We start from the raw sequence: 15,012 nt of genomic DNA, 5'->3' as shown, positions 1-15,012 counted from the left end.
ATAGTTAAAATTAACCAGTATCTTCTATACTACAAATAGGTTCCATAAAACAAGGGGGTAGAAAGATGGAGGAAGTAATTGGAGAAGTTGTAGCAGGGATTTGTGAATTTGTAGTTGAAGTTACGGTGGATGTTTTAGGAGATTTAGTTTCTGGAAATGATGAAGAGAAAGAAACATTATAAAATTTGTAAAAAGTTTAAAGATAAACAATGTGTAAAAGCTGATTTCTAAAGGAAAGTCAGCTTTTATATTTTTTACATTATATTAATAATATCAAAATATTAATATGTTATGATATTGATGAAATCAATAAAGGAGCTGACCGATATGAATATGCCGAATTCTAGATGTGATGTACCTGATTCTAGTACGATTGTAGCGAATATAAATGAAAAAGAATATCACTTTATTGTTCGTATACATCCACTTGCAGGAAAGATGATAGCGCTATTTGAAAATGGGAAAGAATATGGCTTGCTTGATAAGGAAATCGCTAGTAGGGATAAATTTATTAGGTCAGAGCTTACTAAGTTGAAGCATTTCAACATAGATATTCTTTATGATAGTCCTGGGTGGATATGGATTGGCATGGACCAATATGGATTGCATGCAAGAGAGGCTACTAATAGCGAAGTAGAAGTTATTGTGAAGTTACAAGGGGATTAAGTTATTTAGACGTGTAAGAAGATTCTCAAATATAAGAGATACTTTGCGGGGGTGTGGGATAATTCCCCATAACCTTTTTTGTTTTGTGCCTAAAAATAAAAGAGTTAAATTTTTTTGGTAGAAGGTCTCTAATACAAGAGACGAGACTAAACTAAAAGAGGATTTGAAATTATATAAAGAGAACTTATAAATTAAATATAATACTTTATAGAAAGAAGATGATAAAAGTGAGTAAAGAAGAACTTGTGAAACAACAATTTGGTAGTAATGCAGAGAAGTATGTGAAAAGTAAAATTCATGCAAAAGGACTGGATTTACAATATGTAGTTCAGCAAGTTGAAACTCGTCTTAATAATCGTCTTCTTGATATTGCTACTGGTGGTGGACATGTTGCTAATTTGTTAGCCCCAATGTTCAAAGAGGTAGTCGCTCTTGATTTAACAGAAAAAATGTTAGAAAAAGCAAAAGGTTTTATAGAAGGGAACGGACATGAAAATGTATCATTTGTAGCAGGACATGCAGAAAGGTTACCGTTTGCTGATGATTCCTTTGATACAATTACATGCCGAATTGCAGCACATCACTTTGTTGATCCTTTGCAATTTATTTTTGAAGTAAATCGAACGTTAGAAGATAATGGATTATTTATATTAATTGATAACGTTTCACCAGAAAATAATGAGTTTGATACATTTTATAACTTTATCGAAAAGAAGAGAGATCCAAGCCATGAACGAGCTTTGAAAAAAACAGAATGGATTACTTTATTAGAAAAACATGGTTTGCAAATGCAGTCATGTCATACTTTTGACAAGAAGTTCGATTTTGATTGGTGGTGCGATATGATGGATGTTCCTATGCAAAAACGTGTAAAGTTAACAGAGTGTATGATGAAAACATCAAATGAAATGCAAGAATTTTTCAAAATTCAATTTGGAAACAATAAAATAGAATCGTTTTATACTGAAATGGCACTGTTCGTATGTAAAAAAAGTTCAACATTAAAAAGATAAATTTCTTGCAGTCTTTCTGATGTACGATATACTTAGTACAGAGAAAATGAGAATTGAGGAATAGTAATAATGATTCGTGTACGTATTGAGGGAACTGAGGAAGAGATGCTTGAATTTTTAGAGAAAATGCCTGACATTCCTGGGTTTGAAAAAACACATATGAGAGAACCGAGAAAAGGGAATAATCCGAAATATGATTCAAGCAAAAGTGTACTAGCATATTTATCTTATAAAAAGATTGAAGTCGCCAATAAATAGGCGGCTTTTTTAATTATCTCTGTTTCACCGCCTTGTCTTTTTCGCATAATAATAATAGTAGATTATGCTGGAGAGGGGTGAGAAAAGTTAATAAAAAAATAATCTTTTTCGGAGATTTTGGTATTGATGATGCAGTGACGTTAATTTATGCGAATAAAACATGCAAATTAGATATTATAGGTATCGTTGCAGAGTATGGAAATGTATCAAGAGAAATTGTTACAGAAAATGTTTATTTTTTAGAAAGATACTATGCTACAAAAGTAAAGATTATCGAAGGTGCCAGTAGACCGATGACAGCTGAAGAACCTTTGTTTTTCCCTGAAATTCATGGGGATCACGGTTTAGGTCCAATTATTCCACCGAAAATGAGAATTTGTGACAGAGAAAATTTTTGTGAATTGATTAAATTAATTGAGCCTTGTCCAGAAGATATTATTATAGTCGCGACGGGACGATTAACAACACTTGCAACATTATTTTTATTGTACCCCAATTTAATGAATCGAATATGTTCTTATTATATAATGGGCGGTGCTTTTCTATTTCCGGGAAACGTTACACCTGTATCAGAAGCTAATTTTTACGGTGATCCAATTGCCGCGAATATCGTTATGAAATATGCGCAGAATGCTACAATATATCCGCTAAATGTAACGCAGCGTGCTCTTATCACCCCTGAAATGGTCGATATTATTGATAAAGAAGGAACAGGGCAGGCGAAACTCATAAAGCCAATGATCGATTTTTATTACGAGAACTTTTACAAAAAAGAATATCCAGGTATTGCTGGGAGTCCGATTCACGATTTACTTCCGTTCATTTCATTTATAAATGATGATATTTTTGAATATAAAAAATCAGCAGTTTGGATTAGTACGACGAATGATGTAACGAGAGGTCAAAGTGTTGCAGATTTTAGAAAAATAGCTGAGCCAACGACGTTTGATAATCGTCCTATACAAAAAATTGCCGTTGAATTTAATTATCAAGCGTTTAAAGACGAATTTATGAGAACAATATTGAAGCCAGATTGTCCTTAAAAGGGTAAGCAGATTTGAATGATTTTCATAAGACGAATAACTTACGAAAAATGTAACATAACTAATGGTAAGCAATTGTTTCTGATTATAATTTTTATTGATCAATTATAAAGGAGGAAATGATATGATTTGGTCTTTAATCGTTGGTGGTATATTAGGATGGTTTGCAAGTTTAATTACTGGGAAGGATGTACCTGGCGGTGTAATCGGTAATATTATTGCAGGTATTGTCGGTTCTTGGCTTGGTACAGCGTTACTTGGTAAATTCGGACCTGTTATAGGCGGATATGCGATTGTTCCGGCTTTAATAGGCGCGATTGTTTTGATTTTCATCGTAAGCTTTATATTCCGTGCAATGCGGAAATGAATACAGGGGACTGTTTACATTTGTAAGCAGTCCCTTTGTATTATGTTGTCTAATCTGTTATGCTACTGTTATACAATCAGGAGGTGTCAGCATTGAAATCATTTACAGTAAATTTTCATCAAGAGGATAATGCAAAGGCAACAACAGTACATAAATTAAGTGAAGAGGACTTCGAGAAAGCAACAGAAAAAGGTACTCGTCATCTATTTGATTTAGATACAAACGTTGGTTTCTTCGTATTCTTTGATGCTGAAGATACAGAAGGAAACGAGCAATACTTAATGTTACAATATGAAGGAGATCATGAAGAACCAAGTGCTTGCTACGGATTTGATTTGAAATTGTTCTATCAATTTTTAGCACTATACTTAAATGATCTTGAATTCCAAGGTGAGACAAATGAAGAAGAGGAAGAAAATGGTCCAATTCATCATTTAGCGCACTTACTTTACCATATCGTTGAAGATGGTAAATCTATCGAAGTATAAAAATACATAATTGAAGCTGTCCTTTAATAGGACAGCTTTTTTAATTATATAAATAGTTAATCTTAATGGATTTCTGATCATGACAAATGATTTGAATAAGATTCAGAAGGAACAAAACATTAAACCAGCAGAGACTGAGTATTCACTTTCTGCTGGTTTTTTGCATTTAAAGGAGATTTTGTAGCAGTTTAATTCAAGTTACAAAAAGGATATAGCGAGTATGGAGAGAAGGTGTATACAAGGAGATGAATAAGATGATTAACAATACAATTCCAAGCTTTTTGAAGCTTTTGGAAAGCGATGATATAGGATTACATGACTTGGACAAATATTATGATATGTATCCAGAAGCATTTGAAGAGTATTTTAATTATCATTGTCCTAAGACGGAAGACCGTCTTTCTAGTGCAATTAAAAAATATCCTGAAAAACTAAAAGACATCCGTATTATTTCGGAAACTTTACCATCTATTATTCAAGAAATTAGTGAGGAGTATCACATTCAATTTGGTTTTAATATAGATTTGACTTTTCATCTATTTGTAGGTGGGTTTGGCTCCAATGCATTTGTAGAAAGAGATATTATTGGGGATATATTTCTTTCGGCAGAAAAATTATCTCCTGAAAGGGAGCATCTTCGTGTTATCGTTGCTCATGAAATTGGTCATATATATCATAATTTCGTATTGCAAGAGAGTGGAATGGATTGGACTAAAGCACAATGGACTGATGCAGCGGTTAGTTTATATCGTGAGGGGGTCGCGACATATTTATCGCAAAGAATAGCTAAAGGATTAAGTAAATCAGTCTATTATTCATATGATAATGATGGTGACGATTGGTTGTATTGCTATGAAGAACATAAAGATCATATTAAGAAACATTTTTTACAAGATTATGTTAAAGGGTGGACAGATGAAAAAGAAAAAGAATGGTTCCGTTTATCAGGAGGGACTTATTTCGGATGCAACCGACTCGGTTATTTTTTAGGAACATCGTATATGGAGTATATTGTGAATACTTTTGGGGAAAGCGAAGCACTTACTTTTTGGACTAAAAATAATTTAAAGAGTAGTGTAATGGAATGGTTACAAAAGTGAATATGTTGAAGAGGGAGGCTGAAAATGATGAAAGTATATATGAAAGTACTTATATTTTTTCTAACTTTAACGTGTGTAGCGGCTTTAACCGCATGTACTAACGTTGAGGAAAAGAAGCAAACTAATTCAACATCAGAAAATAGTACGGAAAAAAAGAGTGATACTTCAGAAACGGGTAAAAAGAATGAAGAGACTGCTCCCAAAAAAGAGAAAGAACCTGTGGAAAAACCAAAAGGTCATGATTCGGTAAAACCTTCAACGGAGTCTAATACGAAAAATACAGTGCTTAATCAAAAATCAATTAACCATGTAAAAGATTTATTTGAGCAAGCGAAAGAAGGTAAAGTACCTAACGTACCATATGCAGCGCATACAGGTGACATCGAGGAAATAGAAAAAGAGTGGGGAAAAGCAGATAAAACTGATCAAGCAGGCAACGGGATTTATGCAACTTTTACAAGTAAAAATGTAGCATTTGGCTTTAACAAAGGATCTCAAGTCTTTGACGTTCGCTCATATCATTCAGAACTCAAATCGATTACGTTGCAAGAAATCGAAAAGGCTTTAGGAAAACCAGCGTCTGTTAAAGTCAACGGTAATGATAAAATATACAATTATAAAGTAAATAATCAGTTTGAGTTGAAATTCGTTATTCCGAAATCTACTGGTAAAGTAGATCACATTTCTGTGTTCTCACCGGAGGATAGTATTAATAAAATGGCAGGTTAAATGAAGAGCTGTTCCTATAGGGACAGCTCTTTTGTTTTGTTTCTTTCTAACGATTGAACAAAAAAAGCTTGAATGATACCACCGATTACTAATAAGAAGGCACAAATATAAAATAGAGTACTACCGCTTAATTTACTTAATAACAATGCACCTACAAAAGGCCCGCAAGTCCTTGAAATATCCCAATGTATACCGTAAATAGAAAAGTACAATCCACGTCTATGACTTGGAGCCATTTGTGAAACGAATCGTAGTAAATGATTTAAAGCAATACTTTCTCCAATTACTAAAAAGAGTAGTGTTAAAAATAATGACCATATGGTTGTGGAATAACCGTAGCCAATCGCAGCTAACGTATAGCAAGTATAGGAAATAACAATGATTTTAGGCATAGAAAATCGTTCAGACCATTTCACAAGGAAAATTTGGAGAATCACTTCCATGACAGCTTTACAAGTTGAGATAAATACAAGTATGAATAGAAAATTTGGAAATACACTTTCAGCGAATATACGATAATTCGATTCGGTTTGAGCGTAGAAAAAACTAATAGGTAGTGTAGAAACCATAAGTCCAAACACAGCATAATGCTTTGAAATAAATTGTTTTGGCGAATATACTTCTTTAGTTTTATTAACGCTTTGTCTGAGTGGGACCGTTTCAGGAAACTGCGTCCAAATGAGAATAGCATATAGCGTAAGGGCTACACCTTGCAAAATAAATAAATACTCAGGGTGACTAGTATAGAAAAAGGCGCCGATTAATGGGCCAATTACAGAGCCGATTGCTCCCGTAGTATGCAGAACAGCAAATATTTCTGCCTGTTGTTCTTCCTTCGTTAAGTCAGCGATTTGTGCTCGCTGTGCCGGAATATATAAAGAGCGTCCAATACCATTTACTACATACAATAAGGCGAAAAAGGCGACCGATTCAGCAAAAACGAATCCGCTTACGGCAAAAGCTTGTAAAAGTAATCCGAGTAACATTATTTTCTTTCGGCCGTATTTATCTGTTACACCCCCAGCGATTAATGTAAACACAATATCAGCGAGAGGCTGTAATCCGAAAAGAAGCATTGTAACGATGACATTACCATTTAACGCTTTATTAACATGAACGATAAAAATGATAGCTAACATCGCTTCAGTCGTTCGGACTAACAATTCACCGAACAATCGAATGAGAATAGGCTTATTATAACGTTTTAAAAGATACTTCATTTTTATTTCCTCCTTTCTATATTGAAATGATAAGATGGAAGCCAGAAATGAAAAAGGGTAGAATGAAAGAGGAAGATTTTTCATCTTTTAGGGGGCGTTTTATGATTATTTTGGAGCAATATATGCACCTGTGGCTCCAGTATGGAAATGGGAGAGCAGAGGGAGAACAATTAGAAATAACTATACAAAATATATCTGAAACATTATTTTGTACAGAGCGAAATAGTAAATTAATCATAAAAAAATTAGAAGAATTTAATTGGATTATGTGGTTTCCAGGCCGAGGGAGAGGAAATCGTTCAAAGTTGTTATTTCAAAAACATCCACTTTCTTTAATTTTAGAAAGAGGAAAAGAAATAACGAAACAAGGGGACGTAAAAAGTGGAAGTGCATTTATTGAAAGATATAGCTCGTATTTTCCATCACTTCAAACGCAATTTCAAACGTGGATTGATTCGATATTCGGTTATCAAGTCGAAAGGACATCTAAAGGGAGAAGAGATGTGCTACGTTTGCAAGTCCAAATGAATCTAGATATTGCATTAGATCCTGTATACGCTACGATGCGTTCGGAATGTCATATGGTAAAACATATATACGACACGTTAGTGTATATAGACGGAAATTCAAACAGTGTAGAGCCAAGACTTGCGTTTTATTGGGAATATGATGACCAGAAATATATATGGACCTTCTACTTACGAAAAGGTGTTCAGTTTCATAACAGGAAAGAATTTACTGCTTATGACGTTGTACATACATTTAAACGATTCTTGAAAGCGAAAAATAATCCGCATGCGTGGATGTTACAGCACGTTGAAAGTTTACATATTCTTGATGACTACATTGTGCAGATTCGTTTATCTACATATAATAAGCTGTTTTTACATGCTTTAAGTACAGAACAGTGTTCTATTGTAAATGAAGATGGAGATGGAAGGTTAATCGGTACTGGACCGTTTCGATTATGTGAAAAGAATGAGGATGTATTCGTATTAGAAGCAAATGATTTATATTTTCGCGAGCGACCATTTCTCGATCGAATTGAATTATGGAATGTAGAGCACAGCGTAAATACGTGCGATATTTTAGCGAAAGCACACTATAACAATATAGAAAAGCATCATAAAGAACTAACTAGACTTGAGTCGAATGTAACATACATTACATTAAATACCGCAAAAGAAGGACCTATGCAAAACACGATGTTTCGGAAAGCTCTATATAAAATCATTCATAGCAATGCGCTTATCGAGGAATTGCAAGGAGCGCGCGGAGAAATAGCAGAAGAATTGGTTCTAACAAAGGGTGGCACTATACATATAAATGAGGACATATATACGCTTATTAAAGAGAGCTCTTACCGTAATGAAACACTGCGACTATATACATTTACAGAACAAGATCATGTTGAAGACTCATATTGGATACAAAAAGAGTGTGCGAAGTATGGCGTCACTATTGAAGTCGTTTTTCTTGAAACAAAAGAGTTATTGGAAACAAGTACGATACAAAAGGCTGATATAATACATGATAGTGCGACAATTAGTGAGCGTATTGAAGAAAGTTTACTATATATGTTTCTTACAAAAAACAGCTTTATTCATCAACATAGCAATATAAAATTTAACGAAGTATTGCAGTCTTATTTTATAGAGAATCAATTAGAGAAACGGATGACACTGTTACACGATATTGAAGACACATTGTTACGCCAAATTCATATTATTCCTTTATATCGTAACAAACAGCAAGTAAGTTCACACGAAAAAGTGCAAAATATAATGATTAATCCACAAGGTTGGATCGATTTTTATCAAATATGGTTTAAGGCTTGATATATAAAGGTTCTTATGCATTTTAGTAAGATGTGTAAGAACCTTTTTTTGTATGGAAATGAAGTTTGTTTTGCACATTGTTACGCTACTTGTTATAAAAGTCCGTTTACAACGTAACAGTGTTATGTTACATTGTTATCAGGAAGGAGTGACATACAGTTGAGTACAGATTTAATTTCAAAAAAAGATTTATTAGAACTAGCTGGTATTTCATACGGACAGTTATATAGGTGGAAGAGAAAAAATTTAATACCGGAAGATTGGTTTGTACGGAAGTCAACGTTCACAGGTCAGGAAACATTTTTTCCAAAAGAAAAGATATTAGAGCGTATTGATAAAATTCAAACGATGAAAGAGGATCTATCGCTTGATGAATTGGCAAATATGTTTTCACCAAGCGTAACAGAAATTCTTTTAACAAAGGATGATTTGTTACGTAAGGGTATTGCATCAGAACAAGTCTTACAATTTTTTATAGAACAAACGAACAAAACGGCAGATTTTCAATTTGCAGATATTCTTTATGTATACGTGTTAGAAGAACTTCTTCAATCAGGAGACGTTAGCTTAGAAGAAGGGAAAATGGTTTTACAAGTTTTACGTGAAAATTATGAAGCGATTAAGCATAAAAATTGTGACTTAGTTATTATTCGGAAGTTAGGGATTTCTACGTGCTTCTTAGTATCAAGCGTTGAGGATTTAATTTTTGAAAAGGGAACAAAGATTGTTTTACGTGTAGCAATTATGAAATATACCGAAGCATTAAAAACTAAACTGTTGTAGTGGAGGAGAAATAATGCGTACAGAAAATTTAATTATAAACGGATATGGTTCATCAAACGGTGGAGAGTTTCATAAAGTGCAACTAAATGGAAAAGGAACTGTTAATGGAAACGTTGAGTGCGACCAATTTGAATGTAATGGTTACGGAATTGTTACTGGTGATTTGAAAAGTAGCGATGCGAGAATTAGCGGATCAGGTAAAGTTGAGGGTACAGTTAGTGCGGAAATGATGCGAATCGATGGGAAAGGGACAATTACACAAGATGTAAAGGCGACCACTTTAAAAATTGCAGGAAAAGGGACGATAGGTGGTAATGTAACTGGTGAAGAATTTAAAATCAATGGTCAAGCGACGATTGATGGTAATTGTGAAGTTGATATTTTTTCTTCAGAAGGGCAATTTACAGTTGGTGGATTATTAAGCGCAGATGAAATTAATATAAATATTCATGGTACATGTAGAGCGAAAGAAATTGGTGGCCAAACCATTAAAGTAAAACATAGATTGAGTGCTTTTAGTAGACTATTTAAAACAGTATTTGGCTTACAGTTAGAAGCTGAACTGCTAGAAGGTGACAATATCGATATTGATTATGCTCACATTAAAACAGTAAGGGGAAACAATGTTACTGTAGGGCCGAACTGTGAGATTGAACTAATTGAATATACTGGGGTTCTTACTGTTGATAAAAGTGCAAATGTAAAAGAAATTAAGCAAGTTTAAGTTTAAAAGGGAGAGAGGAATCGGTATGGAAAATCAACATAGTCTTACTGTAAATGGATCAGGTAGCTCAGCAGGTGGAGATTATAACAAAGTAAAGATACGCGGCGAAGGAACAATCTCTAATCATATGAGTTGTAATGATTTTAAAACGTATGGTACGAGTGAAGTACGTGGCAATATGAAAGCGAAAAATTATGTCGTGTATGGAGATAGTGAAGTACAGGGGAATATGGAGGCGGAATATGTAAAAGTATATGGCAATGCCCAAGTACAAGGAGACGGACAAATTAATAAAACAAAAGTTAGAGGTATGATAGAATTTAAAGGGAAGCTATCCGGTGATTTCGTAGATGTGAAAGGCGCTTTAAATGTAAAGGGAGATATAGAAGTAGAGGAATTATTACTAACTGGTGGTCTTGAAAGTGATGGTTTGCTTAATGCTGAAAATATTGAAATCTCACTCCGTTATGAAGGAAGTAAAGTGAGAGAAATCGGTGGGAAAAAGATTACAGTACGTAAAAAAGCGAGATTTATTCCTTTTACAAGTCATGCAGGAAGCCTTCAAACATCAATTATTGAAGGGGATGATATTTATTTAGAACATACAATAGCAGACGTAGTAAGAGGAAATCATGTTATAATTGGCCCTGGCTGTGAAATTAGTGTAGTAGAATATCACACTAGTTTTAATCAGAAAGGTAATGCAGTCGTAAAAGAACATAAACAAATATAAGTAGTATGAGGGAGAGCAAGGTTATGGTTGAGAAGAATAATAAGCTCGGTTTTGTTGTGGCGGGCTTATTGCTAGGGATTTTAATGGCATCAATGGATAATACCATTGTCGTAACAGCGATGGGAACAATCGTTGGTGATTTAGGAGGTCTTGAAAACTTTGTATGGGTTGTTTCCGCATATATGGTTGCAGAAATGGCAGGTATGCCGATTTTCGGTAAACTATCAGATATGTATGGTAGAAAGAGATTCTTTATTTTCGGTTTAATCGTCTTTATGATTGGTTCGGCACTTTGTGGTACTGCTGAAAATATTACACAGTTAGGTATTTATCGTGCCATTCAAGGTATTGGCGGTGGGGCACTAGTGCCAATCGCATTTACTATCGTTTTTGATATTTTCCCTCCAGAAAAGCGCGGGAAAATGGGTGGTTTATTCGGAGCAGTATTTGGTTTATCAAGTATTTTCGGGCCATTACTTGGCGCATATATTACGGATTATATTAGCTGGCACTGGGTGTTTTATATTAACTTACCACTTGGAATTTTAGCACTTATTTTTATTACATTATTTTATAAAGAGTCACGAGTTCATAGAGAACAAAAGATTGATTGGTTTGGCGCAATTACTTTAGTTGGTGCAGTAGTTTGTTTAATGTTCGCCTTAGAATTAGGCGGACAAAAGTATGATTGGGATTCTAGCTTTATTTTAAGTTTATTTGCTGGGTTCGCTATTTTAGTAATTGCTTTTATTGTTATTGAACGAAAAGTAGAAGAACCAATCATTTCATTTGAGATGTTTAAACAACGTCTATTCGGAATGAGTACAATTATTGCCTTATGTTACGGGGCGGCATTTATGTCAGCAACTGTGTACATTCCGTTATTTATTCAAGGTGTATACGGTGGTACGGCAACAAACTCAGGATTATTGTTATTACCAATGATGTTAGGATCAGTAGTAACAGCGCAGTTAGGCGGATTTTTAACATCGAAACTTAGCTACCGAAACATTATGATTATTTCTGCTGTAATTATGCTAATCGGATTATTCTTATTAAGTACATTAACGCCAGAAACAAGTCGTATATTATTAACAATTTATATGGTTATTATCGGTTTTGGAGTTGGTTTCTCATTCTCTGTACTAAGTATGGCTGCTATTCATAACTTCGGTATGGAGCAACGCGGTTCTGCGACCTCAACGAGTAACTTCATTCGTTCATTAGGTATGACACTTGGTATTACAATCTTCGGAATGATTCAAAGAACTGGTTTCCAGGATCAATTAGAAGAATCGTTTAAAGATATGAGCGGGGGAATGAATACAAACGCTTTAGGAGATTCAAGAGCTATTCTATCAGAATCGGCAAGATCTCAAATTCCGCCGCAAATATTAGATAAAATTATTGAAGCTCTCTCTAGTTCAATCGTTCAGACATTTATGTGGGCGTTAGTCCCCGCAAGTTTAGCGTTCGTATTCGTTTTCTTTATGGGAAATGAGCGCATGGTATATAAAAAAGAACAAAACAAGGTGAAAAGTGAAACATCAAAAGCATAAAGAAAAAGCTCCTTTCAATTTTGAAAGGAGCTTTTTCTTATGTACGGAGTCGAATTAGCCTTCGATAATTTCGTATTCTTCGTCTGCTAATAATAAAACTTGTGTTTTCTTACCTTTGTTTTCAACTTCGATTACATCATATGTACCTAAGTCTCTTAGCTTGCTTTGAGAAGCGTTAACCATAACTTCCATAGAATCAATTAAGATATCTTCTTCAACGTATGATTCAGGTAATGCCATATCTTCAGTATCTAATACACATGTATATAGATTTTGTAAGTTCTCAGCAGTTGGGTTTTGTTCCTCAACATCAATGATGTTTTTTACTGCTTCCATATTTTCTTCTTTTACTTGATATACTTTAATTTTAGTCATTGTTTTAATCTCCTTTATTACGTAATCTTAGAGGCTGCACCTCATTATAACGCTTTTTCATTGAAAGATGAAATTGTTATATGTATTTATAGTAAAAATTATGTGTTATTACTTATTATTGGTGTAATTTCCATATTGATGTTAGGCGTAACTAATTATATCCTTACGTTAAAATTATATTGTCCAAACTTTTCATATATCCCGCTCATATTATGTGTATTAGATAAAAACATATAGGGAAGGGATTGAATGTAAGTGGATTGCGAACCGAAACGAAATTGTCAATGTTGTCAAAATAGTATATGTGAATTTTTACAAAGTCTAGAACCTTTTACTAAGGTTGAGAGTATCGTAATAGCCGGAAAGGAAATTTTTGTATCCTATTTTCTTTCATTTAACAAGATCAAAGGTATCGTGTCATTTGTACAAGAGGACAATGATGTTATTTTTGTAGATTGTTCAAAGATTGATGCGATTCGAATAGGAAAAGTGTGTAGTTGTAAAGCGAAAGTTAAATTTATTGAAGAGGATTTTAGTCTCCTTGGAAATGTTTGTCCACATTGTTTAACGGAGGGAAGTACACTCTTTTTCGACTTTTATAATTCTGAATTGAATTTATCTCTACAAGCAAAAACAATTGATGCGCCTAGATGTATTGAATTTACAGATGAACTTGGGAATGTAGTAAAGCAAATTACAATAGTAGGTGAAGCGATAGTTTCTAAAGATTTTGTTCAAGTGCCAGAACTATTAGATTTTCGATTGATATTATCGGATACGGCTTCAAATCCTTTGAACTTCGGATTACTGTTCATTAACTTCCCTGATATTACGTTTATTAATCTTTTCGCATCAAGTGGATACTTCAACATTGCGAACTGTTTAAAAATAGTGAGTGGAACTGGTAATGCTGAAATAGAAGAGATGAAAAAGATGGTAACGAATGACAATAATACGTACAAGTCAATTGTTAAATTGACTAAAGTATATAAAAATGGAGGAACAGAATCATTTGTTTATAAGAATGAGTTATAACATATATACTTAAATGAACCCTTAAACCAATGTTGAGGGTTTTTACATAATAAAAGATTATAGATTGCGAATTATTATTAAGTATATTATCTGTTAACCTTTATACTGGGCAGTCATTTACTAATTATTAGATGTTATAATAATTTTATATTTATGAATAATTTATAATTATATGGAGTTTAGTAGACGTTTGCTTATACGTAGAATAAAAGGACTTATGAAAAAAAGTAGAAGTACATTGATTCTAACGAAAGCAGGAATGTAAATGATATATGAAGCGAATATACATACAAGAGAAAAATTAGTATCTATGTTTAAGGATTTTAATAATGTTGTTTTACTGTCTTATATACAAGGACATATGGGAGAGGCTTGGGTAAACGATCTTGAAAATCCAACAGTAGCGCAAGTTACGGTAGGGATTTTCACATTTTACACTGGGGATTCAAATGCGAAAGAAACAGAAGAATTATTACGTAATATTCCTGATAGAATGTTAGTAATCGTAAATGGTGATGAGTGGAAAAAGCGTTTAGAAACATTTTACGAAAGAAAAATAGATAAGTTTTTACGCTATAAATTCAAACGGAATTCGGAAGTTTTTGATCGTTCAAAATTACAATCTTTTATATCAGCGCTTCCAAAAGGATACGAATTACGAAGAATAGATGAACACATCGCAAATAATTATACACTACATAAGCTTTCTGAAGATTTTACAAGTCAATTTCAATCGGTAGAAGATTATATAAACCGAGGTATAGGTTATAGTATTTTGTACAAAGGAGAAGTTGTATGCGGTGCATCATCGTATAGCATTTATGATAATGGCATTGAAATTGAACTTAAGACTGATCACAATCATAAAAGAAAAGGATTAGCAACTATAGTTAGTGCAGCGTTAATCTTGGACTGTTTAGAAAAAGGGATATATCCAAACTGGGATGCAGCAAATACTACATCTGCTAAACTAGCTGAAAAGCTAGGATATGTTTTTGATAAGGCGTATGATACTTATTTTGTGGATAATAGGTAAATGAACGGAGAGTTGTACGAATTGTACAACGTAAAGGAATTAAAG

At 33.6% G+C, this 15,012-nt stretch carries 17 protein-coding genes; 15 read left to right on the top strand and 2 right to left on the bottom strand.

Annotated features, from left to right (window positions below; genetic code table 11):
- Positions 1-327 precede the first annotated feature (327 nt).
- The 8 genes from MR066_RS01915 to MR066_RS01880 all read left to right on the top strand — a co-directional run bounded on the left by MR066_RS01915 (position 328) and on the right by MR066_RS01880 (position 5,664).
- Positions 328-666: a hypothetical protein gene (locus MR066_RS01915; protein WP_016101211.1), complete on the top strand. Its 339-nt coding sequence runs from the start codon at positions 328-330 to the stop codon at positions 664-666.
- A gap of 227 nt (positions 667-893) precedes the next feature.
- The gene (locus MR066_RS01910) at positions 894-1,679 is read left to right on the top strand and encodes a class I SAM-dependent methyltransferase (RefSeq protein ID WP_242245748.1); all 786 of its coding nucleotides are present in this window, start codon (positions 894-896) and stop codon (positions 1,677-1,679) included.
- Between the two features lie 69 nt (positions 1,680-1,748).
- Positions 1,749-1,937 (top strand): DUF3970 family protein, encoded by a 189-nt coding sequence (locus MR066_RS01905; RefSeq protein ID WP_002013371.1) that lies wholly within the window; start codon positions 1,749-1,751, stop codon positions 1,935-1,937.
- A 77-nt stretch (positions 1,938-2,014) separates the two neighbouring features.
- Positions 2,015-2,980, top strand: a complete 966-nt coding sequence (locus MR066_RS01900; protein ID WP_215586451.1) for a nucleoside hydrolase — start codon at positions 2,015-2,017, stop codon at positions 2,978-2,980.
- A gap of 124 nt (positions 2,981-3,104) precedes the next feature.
- Positions 3,105-3,347 (top strand): GlsB/YeaQ/YmgE family stress response membrane protein, encoded by a 243-nt coding sequence (locus MR066_RS01895; protein ID WP_002013368.1) that lies wholly within the window; start codon positions 3,105-3,107, stop codon positions 3,345-3,347.
- Positions 3,348-3,439: 92 nt separating this feature from the next.
- The gene (locus MR066_RS01890) at positions 3,440-3,835 is read left to right on the top strand and encodes a hypothetical protein (protein WP_002084959.1); all 396 of its coding nucleotides are present in this window, start codon (positions 3,440-3,442) and stop codon (positions 3,833-3,835) included.
- Positions 3,836-4,089: 254 nt separating this feature from the next.
- Positions 4,090-4,935 (top strand): DUF5700 domain-containing putative Zn-dependent protease, encoded by an 846-nt coding sequence (locus tag MR066_RS01885; protein ID WP_215586450.1) that lies wholly within the window; start codon positions 4,090-4,092, stop codon positions 4,933-4,935.
- Between the two features lie 24 nt (positions 4,936-4,959).
- Complete coding sequence (locus MR066_RS01880) at positions 4,960-5,664, top strand: YjgB family protein (RefSeq protein ID WP_215586449.1); 705 nt, start codon at positions 4,960-4,962, stop codon at positions 5,662-5,664.
- 14 nt (positions 5,665-5,678) lie between these two features.
- Here the strand turns inward: MR066_RS01880 and MR066_RS01875 are convergent, their stop codons facing one another.
- A complete protein-coding gene (locus tag MR066_RS01875; protein WP_215586448.1) occupies positions 5,679-6,884 on the bottom strand; it encodes an MDR family MFS transporter in 1,206 nt (401 codons plus the stop codon).
- A 62-nt stretch (positions 6,885-6,946) separates the two neighbouring features.
- Here MR066_RS01875 and MR066_RS01870 point away from each other — a divergent pair, with 62 nt between their 5' ends.
- From MR066_RS01870 to MR066_RS01850, 5 genes are all read left to right on the top strand, one after another.
- Complete coding sequence (locus MR066_RS01870) at positions 6,947-8,722, top strand: SgrR family transcriptional regulator (RefSeq protein ID WP_215587943.1); 1,776 nt, start codon at positions 6,947-6,949, stop codon at positions 8,720-8,722.
- Positions 8,723-8,881: 159 nt separating this feature from the next.
- Positions 8,882-9,505 carry a YhbD family protein gene (locus tag MR066_RS01865; protein WP_215586447.1) on the top strand — a complete coding sequence of 208 codons (624 nt, stop codon included), beginning with the start codon at positions 8,882-8,884 and terminating at the stop codon, positions 9,503-9,505.
- A gap of 13 nt (positions 9,506-9,518) precedes the next feature.
- The gene (locus MR066_RS01860) at positions 9,519-10,229 is read left to right on the top strand and encodes a bactofilin family protein (protein WP_002189907.1); all 711 of its coding nucleotides are present in this window, start codon (positions 9,519-9,521) and stop codon (positions 10,227-10,229) included.
- A 25-nt stretch (positions 10,230-10,254) separates the two neighbouring features.
- On the top strand, positions 10,255-10,962 hold the full coding sequence (locus tag MR066_RS01855) for a polymer-forming cytoskeletal protein (protein WP_016101229.1): 708 nt from the start codon (positions 10,255-10,257) through the stop codon (positions 10,960-10,962).
- Between the two features lie 23 nt (positions 10,963-10,985).
- A complete protein-coding gene (locus MR066_RS01850) occupies positions 10,986-12,521 on the top strand; it encodes an MDR family MFS transporter (protein ID WP_193653674.1) in 1,536 nt (511 codons plus the stop codon).
- A 54-nt stretch (positions 12,522-12,575) separates the two neighbouring features.
- On the opposite strand, the gene MR066_RS01845 is transcribed toward MR066_RS01850, so the two are convergent.
- Positions 12,576-12,896: a hypothetical protein gene (locus tag MR066_RS01845; protein WP_215586446.1), complete on the bottom strand. Its 321-nt coding sequence runs from the start codon at positions 12,894-12,896 to the stop codon at positions 12,576-12,578.
- A gap of 255 nt (positions 12,897-13,151) precedes the next feature.
- Between MR066_RS01845 and MR066_RS01840 the strand changes: the two genes are divergently transcribed.
- Complete coding sequence (locus tag MR066_RS01840; protein WP_242245747.1) at positions 13,152-13,931, top strand: BC_2878 family exosporium-associated protein; 780 nt, start codon at positions 13,152-13,154, stop codon at positions 13,929-13,931.
- A 265-nt stretch (positions 13,932-14,196) separates the two neighbouring features.
- Positions 14,197-14,967, top strand: a complete 771-nt coding sequence (locus MR066_RS01835) for a GNAT family N-acetyltransferase (RefSeq protein ID WP_215586444.1) — start codon at positions 14,197-14,199, stop codon at positions 14,965-14,967.
- The last annotated feature ends 45 nt before the right edge of the window (positions 14,968-15,012 follow it).

This window comes from Bacillus cereus group sp. BfR-BA-01523 (assembly GCF_022662615.1).
GTDB classification, from domain to species: domain Bacteria; phylum Bacillota; class Bacilli; order Bacillales; family Bacillaceae_G; genus Bacillus_A; species Bacillus_A mycoides.
Note: the sequence above shows the minus strand (reverse complement) of the source record. Positions and strands in the feature narration are given on the sequence as shown.

What these genes read in the sequence shown, in the direction of transcription:
- MR066_RS01850 (WP_193653674.1), top strand. Translation starts at nt 10,986, where the DNA reads ATGGTTGAGAAGAATAATAAGCTCGGTTTTGTTGTGGCGGGCTTATTG.
- MR066_RS01870 (WP_215587943.1), top strand. Translation starts at nt 6,947, where the DNA reads ATGAAAGAGGAAGATTTTTCATCTTTTAGGGGGCGTTTTATGATTATT.
- MR066_RS01885 (WP_215586450.1), top strand. Translation starts at nt 4,090, where the DNA reads ATGATTAACAATACAATTCCAAGCTTTTTGAAGCTTTTGGAAAGCGAT.
- MR066_RS01895 (WP_002013368.1), top strand. Translation starts at nt 3,105, where the DNA reads ATGATTTGGTCTTTAATCGTTGGTGGTATATTAGGATGGTTTGCAAGT.
- MR066_RS01875 (WP_215586448.1), bottom strand. Translation starts at nt 6,884, where the DNA reads ATGAAGTATCTTTTAAAACGTTATAATAAGCCTATTCTCATTCGATTG.
- MR066_RS01880 (WP_215586449.1), top strand. Translation starts at nt 4,960, where the DNA reads ATGATGAAAGTATATATGAAAGTACTTATATTTTTTCTAACTTTAACG.
- MR066_RS01835 (WP_215586444.1), top strand. Translation starts at nt 14,197, where the DNA reads ATGATATATGAAGCGAATATACATACAAGAGAAAAATTAGTATCTATG.
- MR066_RS01845 (WP_215586446.1), bottom strand. Translation starts at nt 12,896, where the DNA reads ATGACTAAAATTAAAGTATATCAAGTAAAAGAAGAAAATATGGAAGCA.
- MR066_RS01915 (WP_016101211.1), top strand. Translation starts at nt 328, where the DNA reads ATGAATATGCCGAATTCTAGATGTGATGTACCTGATTCTAGTACGATT.
- MR066_RS01905 (WP_002013371.1), top strand. Translation starts at nt 1,749, where the DNA reads ATGATTCGTGTACGTATTGAGGGAACTGAGGAAGAGATGCTTGAATTT.
- MR066_RS01860 (WP_002189907.1), top strand. Translation starts at nt 9,519, where the DNA reads ATGCGTACAGAAAATTTAATTATAAACGGATATGGTTCATCAAACGGT.
- MR066_RS01855 (WP_016101229.1), top strand. Translation starts at nt 10,255, where the DNA reads ATGGAAAATCAACATAGTCTTACTGTAAATGGATCAGGTAGCTCAGCA.